The 15,921-nt window shown below is 70.7% G+C and carries 14 protein-coding genes; 5 read left to right on the forward strand and 9 right to left on the reverse strand.

Going from position 1 to position 15,921, the window contains the following annotated elements:
* Position 1 precedes the first annotated feature (1 nt).
* Positions 2-925: a cation diffusion facilitator family transporter gene (locus tag ACSC1Q_RS11905; protein WP_436758720.1), complete on the reverse strand. Its 924-nt coding sequence runs from the start codon at positions 923-925 to the stop codon at positions 2-4.
* An 82-nt stretch (positions 926-1,007) separates the two neighbouring features.
* Here ACSC1Q_RS11905 and cmtR point away from each other — a divergent pair, with 82 nt between their 5' ends.
* Positions 1,008-1,340: a Cd(II)/Pb(II)-sensing metalloregulatory transcriptional regulator CmtR gene (gene cmtR / locus ACSC1Q_RS11910; RefSeq protein WP_436758721.1), complete on the forward strand. Its 333-nt coding sequence runs from the start codon at positions 1,008-1,010 to the stop codon at positions 1,338-1,340.
* Between the two features lie 225 nt (positions 1,341-1,565).
* Here the strand turns inward: cmtR and ACSC1Q_RS11915 are convergent, their stop codons facing one another.
* Positions 1,566-2,447, reverse strand: coding sequence for a methyltransferase domain-containing protein (locus ACSC1Q_RS11915; RefSeq protein WP_436758722.1), 882 nt, complete (start codon positions 2,445-2,447; stop codon positions 1,566-1,568).
* 28 nt (positions 2,448-2,475) lie between these two features.
* Here ACSC1Q_RS11915 and ACSC1Q_RS11920 point away from each other — a divergent pair, with 28 nt between their 5' ends.
* On the forward strand, positions 2,476-2,883 hold the full coding sequence (locus ACSC1Q_RS11920) for a MerR family transcriptional regulator (RefSeq protein WP_436758723.1): 408 nt from the start codon (positions 2,476-2,478) through the stop codon (positions 2,881-2,883).
* 158 nt (positions 2,884-3,041) lie between these two features.
* Here ACSC1Q_RS11920 and ACSC1Q_RS11925 read toward each other — a convergent pair whose 3' ends face one another.
* The 4 genes from ACSC1Q_RS11925 to ACSC1Q_RS11940 all read right to left on the reverse strand — a co-directional run bounded on the left by ACSC1Q_RS11925 (position 3,042) and on the right by ACSC1Q_RS11940 (position 6,334).
* The gene (locus tag ACSC1Q_RS11925) at positions 3,042-3,323 is read right to left on the reverse strand and encodes a metal-sensitive transcriptional regulator (RefSeq protein WP_436758724.1); all 282 of its coding nucleotides are present in this window, start codon (positions 3,321-3,323) and stop codon (positions 3,042-3,044) included.
* Positions 3,324-3,402: 79 nt separating this feature from the next.
* Positions 3,403-4,071 (reverse strand): isochorismatase family protein, encoded by a 669-nt coding sequence (locus ACSC1Q_RS11930; protein WP_436758725.1) that lies wholly within the window; start codon positions 4,069-4,071, stop codon positions 3,403-3,405.
* Positions 4,072-4,335: 264 nt separating this feature from the next.
* Complete coding sequence (dhbC, locus tag ACSC1Q_RS11935) at positions 4,336-5,484, reverse strand: isochorismate synthase DhbC (protein ID WP_436758726.1); 1,149 nt, start codon at positions 5,482-5,484, stop codon at positions 4,336-4,338.
* Between the two features lie 85 nt (positions 5,485-5,569).
* Positions 5,570-6,334 carry a 2,3-dihydro-2,3-dihydroxybenzoate dehydrogenase gene (locus tag ACSC1Q_RS11940; RefSeq protein WP_436758727.1) on the reverse strand — a complete coding sequence of 255 codons (765 nt, stop codon included), beginning with the start codon at positions 6,332-6,334 and terminating at the stop codon, positions 5,570-5,572.
* 402 nt (positions 6,335-6,736) lie between these two features.
* Here ACSC1Q_RS11940 and ACSC1Q_RS11945 point away from each other — a divergent pair, with 402 nt between their 5' ends.
* Entirely contained in the window at positions 6,737-7,633 is an 897-nt protein-coding gene (locus ACSC1Q_RS11945; RefSeq protein ID WP_436758728.1) for a hypothetical protein, read from the forward strand.
* A 344-nt stretch (positions 7,634-7,977) separates the two neighbouring features.
* Here the strand turns inward: ACSC1Q_RS11945 and ACSC1Q_RS11950 are convergent, their stop codons facing one another.
* Both ACSC1Q_RS11950 and ACSC1Q_RS11955 read right to left on the reverse strand, forming a co-directional pair.
* Positions 7,978-8,841 carry a DUF1996 domain-containing protein gene (locus tag ACSC1Q_RS11950; RefSeq protein ID WP_436758729.1) on the reverse strand — a complete coding sequence of 288 codons (864 nt, stop codon included), beginning with the start codon at positions 8,839-8,841 and terminating at the stop codon, positions 7,978-7,980.
* Between the two features lie 188 nt (positions 8,842-9,029).
* Positions 9,030-10,781 carry a discoidin domain-containing protein gene (locus ACSC1Q_RS11955; protein ID WP_436758730.1) on the reverse strand — a complete coding sequence of 584 codons (1,752 nt, stop codon included), beginning with the start codon at positions 10,779-10,781 and terminating at the stop codon, positions 9,030-9,032.
* A gap of 427 nt (positions 10,782-11,208) precedes the next feature.
* Here ACSC1Q_RS11955 and ACSC1Q_RS11960 point away from each other — a divergent pair, with 427 nt between their 5' ends.
* A complete protein-coding gene (locus tag ACSC1Q_RS11960) occupies positions 11,209-12,204 on the forward strand; it encodes a LacI family DNA-binding transcriptional regulator (RefSeq protein WP_436758731.1) in 996 nt (331 codons plus the stop codon).
* A 93-nt stretch (positions 12,205-12,297) separates the two neighbouring features.
* Here ACSC1Q_RS11960 and ACSC1Q_RS11965 read toward each other — a convergent pair whose 3' ends face one another.
* A complete protein-coding gene (locus ACSC1Q_RS11965; protein WP_436758732.1) occupies positions 12,298-12,822 on the reverse strand; it encodes a hypothetical protein in 525 nt (174 codons plus the stop codon).
* A gap of 1,249 nt (positions 12,823-14,071) precedes the next feature.
* Between ACSC1Q_RS11965 and ACSC1Q_RS11970 the strand changes: the two genes are divergently transcribed.
* The gene (locus ACSC1Q_RS11970; RefSeq protein WP_436758733.1) at positions 14,072-14,236 is read left to right on the forward strand and encodes a hypothetical protein; all 165 of its coding nucleotides are present in this window, start codon (positions 14,072-14,074) and stop codon (positions 14,234-14,236) included.
* Positions 14,237-15,921: the final 1,685 nt, after the last annotated feature.

Consider the following 15,921-nt stretch of genomic DNA (forward strand, 5'->3'; position numbering starts at 1 on the left):
GTCAGGGATGCCGGGCGCCCTCGTGGTCCGCGTGACCGGCGGGCTCCAGCTGCAGGGTGGAGTGCTCGACGTCGAAGTGACCGGCCAGGCACTCGTGCAGCCGGTCCAGCACCGGGCCGAAGGAGCCGTCGACCAGGACGCCGTCCGCCATCACGACGTGGGCGGACAGGACGGGAAGGCCCGAGGTGATGGTCCAGGCGTGCAGGTCGTGGACGTCGATGACACCCGGTGTCTCCAGCAGGTGCCTGCGGACCTCCTCCAGGTCGACGCCCCGGGGAACCGCTTCGAGCAGGATGTCCACGGCCTCGCGCAGCAGGCTCCAGCTGCGCGGCACGATCAGCAGGGCGATGATGACGGAGACGATCGGGTCCACCGTCGTCCAGCCGGTGAGCGCGATGACGACCGCGGCGACGATCACCGCGACCGAGGCCAGCAGGTCGCCGAGGACCTCCAGGTAGGCACCCCTCAGGTTGAGGCTCTCCGTCTGGCCGGGGCGCAGCAGCCACAGCCCGACCGCGTTGGCGGCCAGGCCGACCGCGGCCGCCACGAGCATCACCGTCCCGCCGACCGGCGCGGGGTCGGCGAAACGCCGGACGGCCTCGTACAGGATGTAGAGGCTCAGGGCGAGGAGGACGACCGCGTTGATCGCGGCGGCGAGGATCTCCGCCCGCTGGTAGCCGAAGGTCCGCCGGGCACTGGCCGGTTTGCCGGCCATCCAGACGGCGAACAGCGCCAGCGCGATGCCCGCGGCGTCGGTGGCCATGTGCCCGGCGTCGGCGAGCAGCGCCAGGCTGCCCGACAGCGCCGCGCCGATGACCTCGACGACGAGCACCCCGATGGTCAGCAGGAGCACGACGACCAGGCGCCCGCGGTGTGCCGCGGCCGCCGTCGGCGTCGTGTGCCCGTGCCCGTGTCCGTGCCCCATGGTGCTCCATCCCCGTCGGTACAGTCCTCAGTGTTTATACAGCAGTCACTGTATATACAGCAAGCGATGTATTGTGATAACCATGCTCACCGCCGCGACACGCCTTGACGCGATGGCCCGTCTCGGAAGGGCGCTGGCCGACCCCAACCGCTGCCGGATGCTCATCGCCCTCCTCCAGGGACCCACCTACCCGGCCCGGCTCGCCGACGAGCTCGGACTGACGCGCCAGAACGTGTCCAACCATCTGTCGTGCCTGCGCGGCTGCGGCCTGGTGGTCGCGGTGCCCGAGGGGCGCCAGACCCGGTACGAGCTGTCCGACCAGCGTCTCGCCCACGCCATCGAGGACCTGCTCCACGTCGTGCTCGCCGTCGATCCCGACCACCGGGACGCGCACGAGACGGATCCTGCGGGATAGCTCCATACCGGTATCACCCGGTTCCCCAGCCTCATAACTGCCTGCTCAGTGCTTTTTAACGGCGTGAGGTGACCTTGCGGGATCGGCCGGCGGCGGACCGTCTGAACGTTCGCGGTCATGCCTGTGCCGACGCGGCGGGTCACGCGGCGTCGGGTGGGCCCCGGGGCTGAACCTGGACGCGGACCGGTTCGCCGCACCCGCCGCACCCGCCGTACTCACCGGTCGTCAGGGGCGGCGCGCGGCCGCGACGAACAGCGGCACGGCCACGAAGAGCCTTCCGGTACGCGCGCGTCCGGCCTGTTCCGCGATCCACCTGCCCGCGTCGTCCTCGGTGACGGCACCGGCGTCACGGGCGGCACCGGCGGTCCCCGTGAGCATCGGCAGTATCAGCGGGCCGGTGAGGACACCGGTGTGGACCTCCACGGTTACGTCGTCGAACCCGGCGTCCAGCAGGAGGGCGCGATAGGCGCGGGCGGCGCGGGGCGCGGCGACGAGATCGGCGCGGGCGTGCACGATGGCCCGGGTGAGGGCCGGGGTGTCGGAGTCGATGACGAAGGTGTCCCAGTCCTGCCCGATCAGGACGACCCGCCCGTCCGGGGCGAGCACCCGCCGCGCCTCACCGAGCGCCCCGGCCGGATCGTCGAACTCGTGGTAGAGCTTCTCGGCGCGGTAACCGGCCAGCTCGCCGTCCCGGAACGGCAGCTCGCGGGCGTCGCCGACGCGGAGATCCGCGCCGGGCCGGCGTCGGCGCCCCTCGGCGATCATCCGCTCGCCGAGGTCGACACCGGTCGCCCGCGCGCCGCGCCCGGCCAGCTCGGCGACGGCCAGGCCGGTCCCGCAGCCGACGTCGGCCACGGGTGCCCCCGGTGTGAGGTGGAGCAGGTCGTAGGAGCGGGCGCGCAGCCGGACGGAGTCGGGGAGGGCGTCGAGCGCGTCGAGCAGCCGGACCAGCTCGGTGACGGTGTCCCTTTCCGGCTCTCCCCGCTCTCCCCGCTCTGTCGGATCCGTTGAATCCGTTGGTTCTTCCCGGTCTTCCCGGTCTGTTCGGTCCTGTCGGGTTTCCCGCTCGGCTCGGTCCTGCCGGTCTGTGGTGGTGTCGTTGGACATGTGATCGAGGATGCGACTTAATGCCGACATGAAGTCAAGCGACGATGACGCGATGATGAGCATCGGCGAGATCGCCCGGCGGTTCGGCCTGCCCACCCACGTCCTGCGGCACTGGGAGGCCATGGGGCTGCTGGCCCCCACCCGGGTCAGGGCCGACCGGCGCCGCTACGACCGCGACGATCTCTGTCGTGTCACGGTGATCCTGCGCGCCAAGGAGGCCGGGTTCTCCCTCGCCGACATCCGGGAAATGATCGCCACCGGCGATCCGGAGGCGCGACGCGACGCCCTGCGCCGCAGGCACGCGGACCTGACGCGACACGTCGCCCAGGCGCGGTCGTCGCTCCACATGATCGAATGTGCCCTGGCCTGCGACCACGAGGACTTCACCGGCTGCGCCCACTTCCAGCGCAACCTGGAGGAGAAGGTCGACGCGTGAACCGTCCGCGACGGGCCCGGTGACGCCGACGCCCGTCGCGACGCGTTCGGAAACAGTGACGGCGACGCCCACCGCGACGCGTTCGGAAACGGACGGCCCGGACGACGCCCACCGCGACACGTTCAGGACCGGTGACGGCGACGGCCGCCGCGAGGCGTTCAGGAACGGACGAGCCTGGCGATGGCGTCGGACGCCTCCTTGACCTTCTCCTCGGCCTCGGCTCCGCCCTTGGCCGTGGCCTCGGCCACGCAGTGCGCCAGGTGCTCTTCCAGCAGGGACAGCGCGAAGGACTGCAGGGCCCGGTTGGCCGCCGACACCTGGGTGAGGATGTCGATGCAGTATTTGTCCTCTTCGACCATCCGTTGCAGCCCTCGTACCTGCCCCTCGATCCGGCGCAGTCGCCGCAGATGGTCCTGCTTGCTGGCGGTGTATCCGTGCATCTCTCCCCCTCCGCTCGGCCTCCCCTGTTGAAGGATACCCCCCGACAGTATTTGCGGCAGCCCCGCGAACCGGGCCCCGCTACACGCCCCCGGCCACCTCGGCGGGCGGCGACGCGGACTCCCAGCCGCGCAGCAGCCCCTGGGTGACGACCGTGACCGCGCAGCGCTGCGCGGCGTACGTGAGGGCCATGGTGTGGTGTTCCAGGGAGAAGTCGGCGACGGCGTCGGCGACGAGGAACGGCTGGAGGTCCTGCATGAAGGCGTCGCAGACGGTCATGAGACAGCCGATGTGCGCGTAGACACCGCAGACGATGATCTGGTCGCGGCCCATGGCCTCCATCCGGGCGCGCAGGTCGGTCCTGCGGAAGGCGCTGTAGCGCCACTTGGTGAGCAGGATGTCGCCCTCCGCGGGAAGCAGGCTCGCGACGATCTCGCTCTCCCGGTGGCCGGGGACCCCCGGACCCCAGAAGTCCTGGAGCAGGCCGCGCTCGCGTTCGCTCTGGCCTCCGGGCTGCACCGAGTAGGCGACGGGGATGCCGATCGCGGCGCAGGCGTCGCGCAGGAGACCGATGTTGGCGATGAGCCCGGTCAGCGGCGGGACACCGGCGGCGAAGGGGGCGAGGAAGTAGTTCTGCATGTCGTGGACCAGCAGGATGACGCGGCGGGGGTCGGGGCGCCAGCTCACCCGGTTCTCGGGAAGATCGTCCTCCCCAGGCAACGGGTAGGGGGCGATCTGGGGAAGGGCCACGGGCACTGTCTCCTTTCCTACGGCTTTCGTGCGGTCTTGCTGCGGCTTTCCCGCGATTTCGGGTTGGTTCTGCTGCGGCTTTCCGATGTCTTCCTGCGGTGACGGATCTTTCCCGCGGCGGCGAGGCTTCCTCACGGTGGCGGGCCGGCCCTCGCTGGCGCGGGTCGCCGCCTACGGCCGCGGGTCGTCCCCCGCGATCGCGGGTCACCGCCCGCGATCACACGTCCTCTTCCGTACCGGCGCGTCGTCCCCCGCGACGGCGGGTCAGCGGTCCTGGTGCAGGCCGACGGCGCGGAGCATGGTCTGGAACTTGGCGGTGGTCTCGGCGAGCTCGGTCTCCGGCACCGACCCCGCGACGATCCCCGCGCCCGCGAACAGCCTCAGGGTCTGGTCGGCGACCTCGGCGCAGCGGATGGTCACGACCCACTCGCCGTCGCCCGTCGCGTCGCCCCACCCGACCAGGCCCGCGTACAGGCCTCGGTCGAACGACTCGATCTCCTCGATGGCCTCGCGCGCGGCGCCCGCGGGCGTACCGCAGACGGCGGGGGTGGGGTGCAGCACCGTGGCCAGTTCCAGCGACGTGACCGCCGGGTCGTCCAGCACGCCGGTGATCCGGGTCGACAGGTGCCACATGGAGGCGGTGGACAGCGGCGAGGGCCCGGCGGGGACCGACAGCCTGCTGCAGTACGGGCGCAGCGCCTCCACGATGCTCTCGATCACCAGGGCGTGCTCGCGGAGGTCCTTGTCCGAGGCGAGCAGGGCGCGGGCCCGTTCGCGGTCGACGACGGGGTCCGGGTGGCGGGGCGCGGACCCCGCGAGCGGGTTCGTCGTGATCCGGCGGCCCGAGCGGGAGACGAGCAGCTCGGGGCTGGCTCCCAGGAGGGTACGGGCCGTGTCGCCGCTCGACGGCAGGTCGACCGCGTAGCCGTAGGCCTGCGGGTCGCGCCGGATGAGGTTGCGCAGGACGCGGCCGACGTCGACGGGGGTGCCCAGGGTGATGTCCAGGGTGCGGGCCAGCACGATCTTCTGGAGCTCTCCGGCGGTCAGCTTGGCCAGCGCCTTCTTCACGCCGCGCACGTAGTCGCCGGGATCGGAGACCGGGCCGGATCCGGTGAACGTCCCGGTGATCCGCTCGGGGGCGGTGGTGGGACCGGCCGGCGGGCTCGTCCAGCAGACGGCGGCGGGCACCAGCAGGCGCGCGGGACGGTCGTCGCGGAAGGGGATCGCGCCCACCACGACGGGGTTGGGGTGACCGGAGTCCCGCGCGTCGCGCAGGGTCGAGGCGACGCGCCCCTGCAGGCTCGTCGTCACGGAATCGGGGACCTCCTGGACCACCCCCCTGGCGAGCAGGGTGCGGGTCGGCGAGGTGAAGAAGAAGGTGCCGGGCTCGTAATCTCCCAGAAGGTCGGGCATTCGAGACATGGTGAGGACGTCGTTCGACGACATGGTGAAGAGGTCTCCTGTCGAGAGGGATCCAGGAATGGGAGAGGGGGCGGTACTACGACCGGAGCGTGGCGCCCCCGTCGACGTACAGGTCCTGCATGGTGATGTGCCTGGCACGGTCGGAGGCCAGGAAGAGGACGGCGTCCGCGATGTCGGCGGGATCGGCCAGCCTGCCGAGGGGGATGCCCACCCGGAAGGTGGCCGGCGATCCCTCGATGGCCGTGCGGGCGTCGTGGCCGCCGGTCCACAGGGCGCGCTGCATGGGCGTGTCGGTGGAGCCGGGCGACACCACGTTGCAGCGGATGCCGTACGGTGCCAGCTCCAGGCCGAGACACTTGGTGAACTGCGCGGCGGCGGCCTTGGAGGCGGCGTAGGCCGACATGTTGGTCCGGGGCACGCCGGCGGCGTTGGAGCCCACGGTGACGATCGCCCCGGATCTGCGGGGGATCATCCTGCGGGCGACCGCGCGGGACAGGTGGAAGACCCCGCCGGTGTTGACGGCGAAGGTGCGGGCCCAGTCGTCGTCGCTGATGGCGACGGCCGGTCCTGAGCAGAGCACTCCGGCGACGTTGACGAGCAGCCCGACCGGGCCGAGATCGGCCTCGACCCGGGCGACCACGGCGTCGACGGCGGCGCTGTCGGTGACCTGGCAGGGATAGGCGACCGCGGCGCCGAGCCCCGCGGCGACGCGCTCGACCCGCTCCGCGTTCACGTCGAGCGCGGCGACGCGCGTGCCCGTCGCGGCCAGGGCTCGCGCCACCGCCTCGCCGATGCCCTGTGCCGCACCGGTGACCACGGCCACCGCGCCTTCCGTCACCATGTCCTCGCGTCCCCGCCGTTCTCGCCGTCGTCAGCCTGTGCCGGTAGGCAGGCTAGCCCCATCACTTTGGGTTGCGCAGCAAAAACTTATAGTTACTTTTCACAGATCAGGAGGACATCGGGGAAGTTAGTGGGACCACTCCGGCCGATGGGACACGGTCCCCGGAGAGAGGCCGGGCGGTCTGAAGGGTCCTTCAGTAACGGAGCGGGCCGTCGGGCTCCTCCCCAGCTGGGGGCCCGAATGTACGCGTTTATCCGCAATCAACATCGTGTCAACCGCTATGTCTTAACATCATCCCTCGTGACAAGTCAGGATATTTCAGAGCAACAGAGGTACGTTCCCCCGGCACCCCCCGCCGAACCTCGCGCAGGGAACGAACCTCGCGCAGGGGCCGAACCTCCCGTGGAGGAGGAGAACACCGGCGTCCTGGCGATGATCGAGCGCATCGGCTCGGTCATCGTCCCGATCGGTGTCGCGCTCTACGCCGTCCTCTACCTCGGCGTGGAGCAGATGTACGGGGTGTTCAACATCAGCCCGCAGCAGGCGGGCATCGACCAGTCCGTCCTGCTCGGCCGGTTGATGGGCACGCTGATCCTGCTCCTGCTGATCGTCGTGCCGCTTCTCGGTCTCGTCGTCGGGCTCGGCTGGCTGATCAACACGGTGACCCGCGGCACGGTCGGAAGGTTCACGACGGCCGTACGGCGACGCCCCTGGATCGCCGCCCTGATCGCCGCGCTGTGGTGCGGCGCGACCTACTGGGGCCTGCTGAACCTCGTCGGCGATCTCGACATCGCCGTCATGGTCGTCGTGGCGGTGGGGCTGGGCGTGCTGACGTTCCTGGTGCCGTTCCGGCTGCTGCGCCGCAAGCCCGTCGGCCGCGCCGGCATGAAGGTGCTCACCGGCGCCCTCACGGGCATCGGCCTGGGGTTCCTGCTGATCCTGCAGATGATCACGGGAGCGATCGAGGTCCAGGAGACGGGACAGGCCAACGACCTCCTGCCCTTCGTCGGGTTCCAGGACCAGTGGGCCGTCATCAAGAACGCCGAGGACGACAAGCCCCTCTACGAGGGCCGGTGGATGATGCTCCTCGGCGAGAGTGAGGGCACGTACGTCTTCTACGACTGCGACAAGCTGGACACCTTCCGGCGCCCGATCGAGACCACGAACCTCGGCAGCATCCAGCTCCAGCCCGAGCGGGAGGCCGGCTACAAGTGCGGCACGCTCGCCGAGCAGGACGCGCAGGGCGAGCAGGGCGAGCAGGGCGAGCAGGCGCAGACGGGCGGGGGCGGAACTCAGTAGGGGGTCCTGGCCTCCCCTTCTTCGAACCCTCCCGGCTCTCCCCTTCGAACCCTTCAGAGCCTTTCAGGGCCCTCTTCGAGCGTCTTCGAGCCCTTTTCGAGCCTTCACCACGCCCCTTTCGAGCCCTCCCCTTTCGAGTACTCGAACCTCCCCGCGACGCCCGCCGGCGGCGGGACCCGATGCTCGGGGTCCCGCCGCCGGGGACGGCACGGGGGATCGGCGCGGAGGTCGGCTCCCGCACCGGTGCCGTCGAACGAGATGCCGGGTCGGCACACCGCTGTCAGGACGAGATGTCAGGACGGCACACCGTTGTCAGGACGGGATGCGAGTCCGGCGTTCCGGCGTCAGGACGGGGTGCCGTCCGCGCCGCACTTGATGACCGGGCGGATGCAGTCACGCACGCGACGCTCCATCTCGGCCACCGGCCAGGCGTTGAAGAAGTCGCCGTGCATCGTGTATCCACGGCCCGACGCCAACCGGAAGTTGGCCGGGTTCCCGTTCACCGGGTAGCGCAGCACCTGGCGCAGCTTCGGCACAGGCACCGGGTGCGAGGCCGGGCAGGCCTGGCCGACCGGGTAGGCCATGTGACTCTTGTGGTCGGCCGAGTCCAGGTCCCTGCCGTTCCAGCACTGCGGGAAGTCCAGGTAGGACTCCATCATGGTCCCCGCCGGGCAGGTCACGAAGTCCTTGGACGGCGGGACGTGACCGGCGTGCAGGCACGACCAGCGGGCGTTGCTGGTCGGGTCGTTGGGGGTGGTCGCCTTGGCGTTGCCCGCGACGATCCGCAGGCCCAGCGGCAGCGGCTGGGTCCGGGCGACGATGTCGTCGCGCACACCCTCACCCAGGTAGTAGAACGTGGTGATCGTCGGCTCCACCGGGGTGTTGCCGTTGTAGAGGGTCGGCACCCAGTACGACGACAGGTCGGTGCGCGGGTTGCAGTTGCTGGGGGAGCTCTGCAGGGACGCGAGGGTCGTGTTGGCGTTGGTGGTGGTGCTGCCGAAGAAGCTGTGCATGTGCGACGCGCCGGGCATGCCGGGGAAGATGATCGGGTCGTCGGGCAGCCGGTGGCTGAACGGGCAGTCGGCGAGGAACTCCGCCACCCGTACGACCGCGGCGGACGAGCTCCCCGCCTGGGCCTTCGACGTCGCGTTCGCCTGGGTGGTGTGGACGACGAGAGATGTGCCCAGGAGCGCCAGTATGGCGGTCACCAGGGTCAGCGGGCGTAACCGGCTTCGTAGACGGGCTGGGGCTAGTGCCGGGTGCATGGATGGACTCCTTTTTGGGGGGACTCCGGCCGTGAGGGCTCCGGTTCCGGGGAGGCTCCGGCACGGCCCGGGTGGGCCGTACCGGAGCCGAGGGGGTTACTCGCAGGAAGGGCGTTACCTGCGGGAGGGGGTCACTTGTAGACGCGCACGTAGTCGACGAGCATCTGCTTGGGGAAGCCGGTGCTGGCGTCCGGCGGGCCGGGCCAGTCGCCGCCCACCGCGAGGTTGAGGATGATGTAGAACGGGTGGTCGAAGACCCACGGCCCGCGCGTCGCCTCGACCTGCGCCTTGCTCAGGGTGAAGACCGTCCGCCCGTCCAGGGTGTAGACGATGCCCTTGCTGTCCCAGGTGGCGGCCCAGACGTGGAAGTCGTCGGAGAAGTCCGCGCCGTTGGGCAGCGTGTACGGGGTGCCGATGCCGCCACCGCCGTTGTAGGCGGGAGCGTGGACGGTCGAGTACGAGGTCTTGACGTCCTTGCCGAGCACCTCAAGGATGTCGATCTCCCCGTTGTACGGCCAGGGCCTGCCGGTGAGGAAGTCGGCGCCCATCATCCAGAACGCCGGCCACAGGCCGTTGCCCTTCGGGACCTTGACGCGGGCCTCGACCTTGCCGTAGGTGAAGGTGAACTTGCCGCCGGTGTTGATGCGCCCGGAGGTGTACCGGCAGGGGCCCCCGGGGCAGGACGATCCGGCGGTGGTCTCCTGGCGCGCCGTGATGACGAGGTTGCCGGCGCCGTCCATCGCGGTGTTCTCGGGCTTGTAGTACTCAAGCTCGTTGTTCGGGCCGGTGCCCGGGTCCTGGGTCCACTTGGCCGTGTCGGGCCTGGTACCCGCGCCGCCGTTGAACTCGTCACTCCAGACGAGCGTCGTCGGCGGGTTGGCCGGGTCCGGCGGGAGCGCCGGCGGCGTGATCGGGGCGCCACCGGTGCCCCAGACCTGGAACTCCCACAGCGAGTAGCCGTACGGGGTGGCGCGCTGGGTGCCGTACATGCGCACGTAGCGGCCGGTTCCGTTGACGGTCAGCGTCTGCTTGAACCCGGTGCCGGTGGTCGTGGAGTAGATCGGCGTCCAGGTGGTGTTGTTGTCCGAGACCTGGATCTGGAACGCCCTGGCGTAGGCCGGGTCCCACTGGAGGACGACCTGCTTGATCTGCGCGGTGGCGCCGAGGTCGACGGAGATCCAGCCCGGGTCGACCCAGCCGGTGGTGGAGCTGGTCGCCCAGCGGGAGGCCGCGTCGCGGTCGAACGCCCTGGCCGGGGTGCACTCCCAGCAGTTGCCGTCACTCTGCGAGGTGGAGGCGGCGCCGGGCCTGCCGTAGGACAGCAGCTTGAGCGCGCCGGGGTCCTCGGGAGAGGGGGTGGGAGTCGGGGTCGGGGTGGGCGGGGTGCCGCCGATGGTCCCGTAGACCTGGAACTCCCAGAGCGAGTAGCCGTACTGGGTGGCGCGCTGGGTGCCGTAGACGCGCACGTAGCGGCCGGTGCCGCTGACGGCCAGCGTCTGGTTGCCGCCGGTGGCGGTGGTCGTGGAGTGGATCGGGGTCCAGGTGGTGCCGTTGGGCGAGGTCTGGATCTGGAAGGCCCTGCCGTAGGCGGCCTCCCAGTTCAGCGTCACCTGCGTGATGGTCGCGCTGGCGCCGAGGTCGACCTGGATCCACTGCGGGTCGCTGAACGCGCTGGACCAGCGGGTGCCCGCGTTGCCGTCCACGGCCGCGGACGCGGGGAAGGCCGCGGTGCTCTCCGAGGACGAGGCGGTCGCCGTCTTGCCCTGGGAGATGAGGGCGTCGGCGGCCGTCGCGGGCATGATCGCGAGACAGGACGTGACGAGTGTGACGGCCGCGGCTATCAGCAGGGCCATCCGGCGGCCGGGACTTCGGGACGAGGGCATCGCGTCTCCTCGGGAGTGGGGGGTGCGTACCGGTATCGAGTCGGGGAGCGCTCTCTCAACCAGAGATTGCTCTCGTCCGACAGGAGCTGTCAAGTGTCCGTTTAACCAGGACGAAACGGGCTACACATGATCCGGCAATCATCCGCACATCTCGGGGAGCGCTCCCGGATAATCGTTTGCATCGTTACAACGAGCTGTGAGCTGGGGCTAAGAAGATCCTCTTCGGGGAGCGCTTTCCCGGATTTCTCCCGTCGGCCGCCGCGAGGGAAAATCCGGCCCGGTTCCGGGCATTGACAGAAATCTCCCTTCCGGTCACCCTTTGTGAGGGAGCGCTCTCTTCATGATCACCGACTAAGCTTGGGAAAGGGTGGGACCGCGCGTTCAGGCACCACCGGTCAGGCGGCGGCACGAACTGCGGGAGAACCACATGAGACGACCCACCCTGGAGGCGGTCGCCACCCGGGCCGGCGTGTCCAAGTCGACGGTCTCCAGGGTGGTGAACGGTGAGCCGACGGTCGCCTCCGACATCCGCGACCTCGTCATGCGGGCGGTGAACGACCTGGGATACACCCCCAACCCCGCGGCGCGCAGCCTGGTGACCCGGCGCACCGACTCCATCGCGGTGATCGTCTCCGACCCGTCGTCCGGGCTCGTCTCCGACGACCCGATGTTCTCCACCGTCGTACGCGCGGCCAGCCGCGAGTTCGAGGCGGCGGGCAAGCAGGTCGTGCTCATGCTCGCCGGTTCCGACGACGCCCGCGTGCGGGCCAGGCAGTTCGTGGCCGCCCGCCACGTGGACGCGGTCATGCTCGTGTCGATGCACGGCGCCGACCCCCTGCCCGCGGCGCTCGCCGCCACGGGCGTCCCCCTCGTCTCCCACGGCAGGCCCGCCTTCCGGCTGGACGTGCCCTGGGTCGACAACGACAACACCGGCGGGGCCGCCCAGGCGGTGCGGCACCTGCTGGAACGGGGGCGGCGCCGGATCGCCATGATCTCCGGCCCGCTGGACATGTCCGCCGCCCAGGACAGGATCGGCGCCTACCGCGAGGTCCTGAGCGAGACCGGACGGCGCTCGATCGTGGCCATCGGCGACTTCACCCGGATCTCCGGGGCCGAGGCCATGGCGCAGCTGCTTGAGGACGACCCCGCTCTGGACGCGGTGTTCGCCGCCAACGACCTGATGGCGATCGGCGCGATGCGGGCACTGCGCCGGGCGGGCCGGCGGGTGCCCGACGACGTGGCGGTGGTGGGGTACGACGACATCGAGGCCGCCCTCTACACCGACCCCCCGCTCACCACGGTCCGCAGCCCCATGGGCGAGCAGGCCGCCGCCTCGGCCCGCCTGCTGCTCGGCCTGCTGAGAGGCGAGCCCGCGCCCCCGGTGATCCTCCCGACCCAGCTCGTGGTGCGGGAGTCCAGCTAGCCGGGAGCCGGCGGGCCCGTGCGCCGTGCGCCGTGCGGCCGGCCTCGACGGCGCCGAAGCGGCGGGGCAGACGGATCGGGATGGGAATCGGGGTCAGGAACCGGAGTCGGGAATCCGCGATGAGGCCGCGCGGTCCACCTCCGTGAGTCGCGATCCGTAAATCATGACAAAAATCCCCAACGGTACGCTAATGGCCCTTGAGTCGGATATACCGACTGGTGGAATAATCATCCACCAAGCGCACATAGCAGAGAAAGTAAGTAATTTGGATATATTCCCGTCTTGACGAATCCGTTTAAACCTTGTTAACGGGAATTGCGCTTTGCCACGTCGATCATCGGGTAACTCCTGCTTGCCGCCACTGTCGCGGTTTAGGAAATCGGATCCCTTTGGATCATAAAAGACATGGAATGCGATGACTTCTAGCAGTAGAAGACGGGCTCCAAGTATTAATTCCGGCAAACGTGCTCGAAATTGGTCCGTCGCAGCAACAGCAATCGGCGCCATCCTGGCGCTTTCCTGCCAGACCCCGGCCAGTGCCGCCTCCGACACCACGGCAACCCTTCTTCTCAACGCGCGAACCGTCGACAAGCAGACCGCTCCGGCCCGCAAGGTCACCGGCAGATCCGGCCATTCGCGTATCCATGTGATGGGAACCGTCGCGCGGCAGAAGTGCAAGTGCGGCAGGAACCGCTGCGGGTGCCGCGACGGCCGCGACGGCCGTGACGGCGAGGACGGGCTGCCGGGGATCGGGCTGCCCGGCCCCCGCGGACCGGTCGGTCCTCCGGGACCAGCGGGTGGTCCTCCCGGTCCGCCCGGTCCTCCCGGTCCCGCGGGTCCCCCGGGACCAGCGGGAGCGACGGGAGCCACCGGGGCCACCGGGGCGACCGGGGCCACCGGCCCCGCGGGAGCCACCGGACCGTCCGGAGCAACCGGAGCCACGGGCGCCACCGGAGCCCCCGGCCCCGCCGGAGTGGCGGGAGACCCGGGACCGGCCGGCCCCGCCGGCGAACCGGGAGCCGCGGGACCGCCTGGAGCGACCGGGGCGACGGGCGCGGCGGGCTCACCGGGCGCCCCCGGACCGGCGGGAGCCACCGGAGCCACCGGAGCCACCGGCCCCGCGGGACCGGCAGGACCCCCGGGGGCCGCGGGAACCACAGGACCGGCCGGGCCCGCGGGACCGGCGGGCGCCGACGGCGCCGCAGGACCGTCGGGACCCACGGGGCCCACCGGAGCCACCGGAGCCCCCGGCCCCGCCGGAGTCGAAGGGGCCCCGGGGCCGACCGGCCCCGCCGGCGAACCGGGAGCCGCGGGACCGCCTGGAGCGACCGGGGCGACGGGCGCGGCGGGCTCACCGGGCGCCCCCGGACCGGCGGGAGCCACCGGAGCCACCGGAGCCACCGGCCCCGCGGGACCGGCAGGACCCCCGGGGGCCGACGGCGCCACGGGACCGGCGGGACCCGCCGGTCCCGCCGGAGCCATCGGCGCCACGGGTGCCACGGGCGCGGCGGGACCCGCGGGAGCGGAGGGAGCGGCGGGACCGACCGGACCCTCCGGTCCTCCGGGACCCGCGGGACCGGCCGGAGTGGACGGCGCGACGGGCGCGGCGGGAGCACCGGGTGCCCCCGGACCGGCGGGAGCCACCGGAGCCACCGGCCCCGCGGGACCGGCGGGACCGGCAGGACCGGCAGGACCGGCAGGACTCATCGGGCCGATCGGGCCCATCGGGCCCATCGGCCTGACCGGGGCTGTGGGACCGGTGGGACCGACGGGCCCCGCCGCCCTGATCACGAGTGCGGCCGTTCCAGGACTACCGACACCCGTTCCGCCCAGTACGGCGGTATCCATCCTCGGCGGCATCTGCCCGGTGGGCACGCTCGCCGTCAGCGGACAGTGGGTCGGCAGCACCGTGGGCGTCGACGTGACGGCCAACCAGGCGCTGCTCCCCACCCAATGGAGTGTGACCTTCGCCAACAGCGGGCTCCTCACACCGACGGTGACGGTCTCCTCCACATGCGTGGGACCCGCCTAGGCGTCGGCGCTTCTTGAGGTGGTACGCGCTCCGACGGCACGTTCAGGAGTCTCCCGAGAACGTGATCGAGTCATGTGAATCACGTCGATGAGGCACCCGGACGTGGCGGGGGTTCGTCCGAACGCCGGCAGGCGCCTTCGAACCGCGCCGCCGTTCGCAGGTGGCGGGACTCTTGACGGTGTCGCGATCGATCGAGATCGCCTCCATCGAGGGCTCCGCCACCTGCTCGTCCATGACGCACGAGCCGGTTTCCCGGCGGGCCGGTGACACCGGTGACATTCGCGCTCCGGCTCGTTGCCGGGCGGTCCGGCCGGAGGTCCGGCCGACGGCACCGCTCCGGAGCGACTTTCGGCGCCGCGCGAGCGACAAAGGCACCCGTCGGGACGGAGAACCGGTGGGGAAACCGTACCGGCTCCATCACGGGGCATGATCCGAAAACTATTCAGAAGTCATCCGCGTCATCAGGAACCCATAATTCTGACATACAATCCAATAAGCCAAATTCCGGCCAGCTATATACATACATCAAGCTTAACAAGCCGGACATATTCTCGCCGTTGACGAATCCGTTTAAACCTTGTTAACGAGGGTCGTGCTTTGCCGTGTCGATCATCGGGTAACTCCTGCTTGCCGCCACTGTCGCGGTTTAGGAAATCTGATTCCCTGGAATCATAAAAGACATGGAATGCGATGACTTCTAGCGGTAGAAGACGGGCTCCAGTTACCGATTTCGGCAAACATGCTCGAAATTGGTCCGTCGCAACAACAGCAATCGGTGCCATCCTGGCGCTTTCCTGCCAGACTCCGGCCAGTGCCGCCATCGACACGACGGGCACTGTCCTCACCACGCAGGACAGCGGCATCAAGCCCGCTCCGGCTCACCTGGCGACCGGCATTTTCGACAGCTCGCGGATCTACGCGATGGGGACCACCGTACGGGAAAATTGCAAGTGCCAGGGAAAGCACTGCAAGTGTGACCGTCTCGGCAAAGGTGACCGTGGCACCGGGAAAGGACTTCGGGAGGTCGGACCGCAGGGGACCGGGCTGCAGGAATCCGCGAGCTCTGTCGATCTGGCGGCTTTCCAAGAGCCCGGTCCTCCTGGCCCTCCCGGCCCGGCGGGTCCTCCCGGCCCGGCGGGTCCGCCCGGCGCGCCGGGCCCGGCGGGTTCCACAGGAGCGGCCGGCCCGGCCGGACCGAGGGGATTGACAGGAGGAACGGGCGCCACCGGCGCACCCGGCGCGGCGGGCGCACCGGGCCCGGCGGGCGCGCTGGGAGCGACGGGCGCCACGGGCGCGGCGGGCTCACCGGGCCCGGTGGGCAACACCGGGCCGGCGGGCCCCGCCGGACCGGCAGGACCGACGGGAGCCACCGGAGCGACGGGGAGCGCGGGGCCGGCCGGGCCTGCGGGTCCCGCCGGACCGGCGGGACCGATCGGACCGATCGGACCCATCGGGGTAACCGGAGCCGTCGGAGCCCCGGGACCTGCGGGACCCGCCGGACCCGCTGGACCGGCGGGAGGCACTGGACCCGCAGGACCGGCAGGACCCGCAGGACCGGCAGGACCAATCGGACCCGTTGGACCCATCGGAGCCACCGGAGCCGCGGGAGCGACCGGAGCGACAGGACCCATCGGCCCGATAGGCCCGATAGGGGCGACCGGGGCCGTCGGAGCGACCGGAGCCAC

It is taken from the genome of Streptosporangium heterodermiicola (assembly GCF_051390675.1).
Classification (GTDB): Bacteria; Actinomycetota; Actinomycetes; order Streptosporangiales; family Streptosporangiaceae; genus Streptosporangium.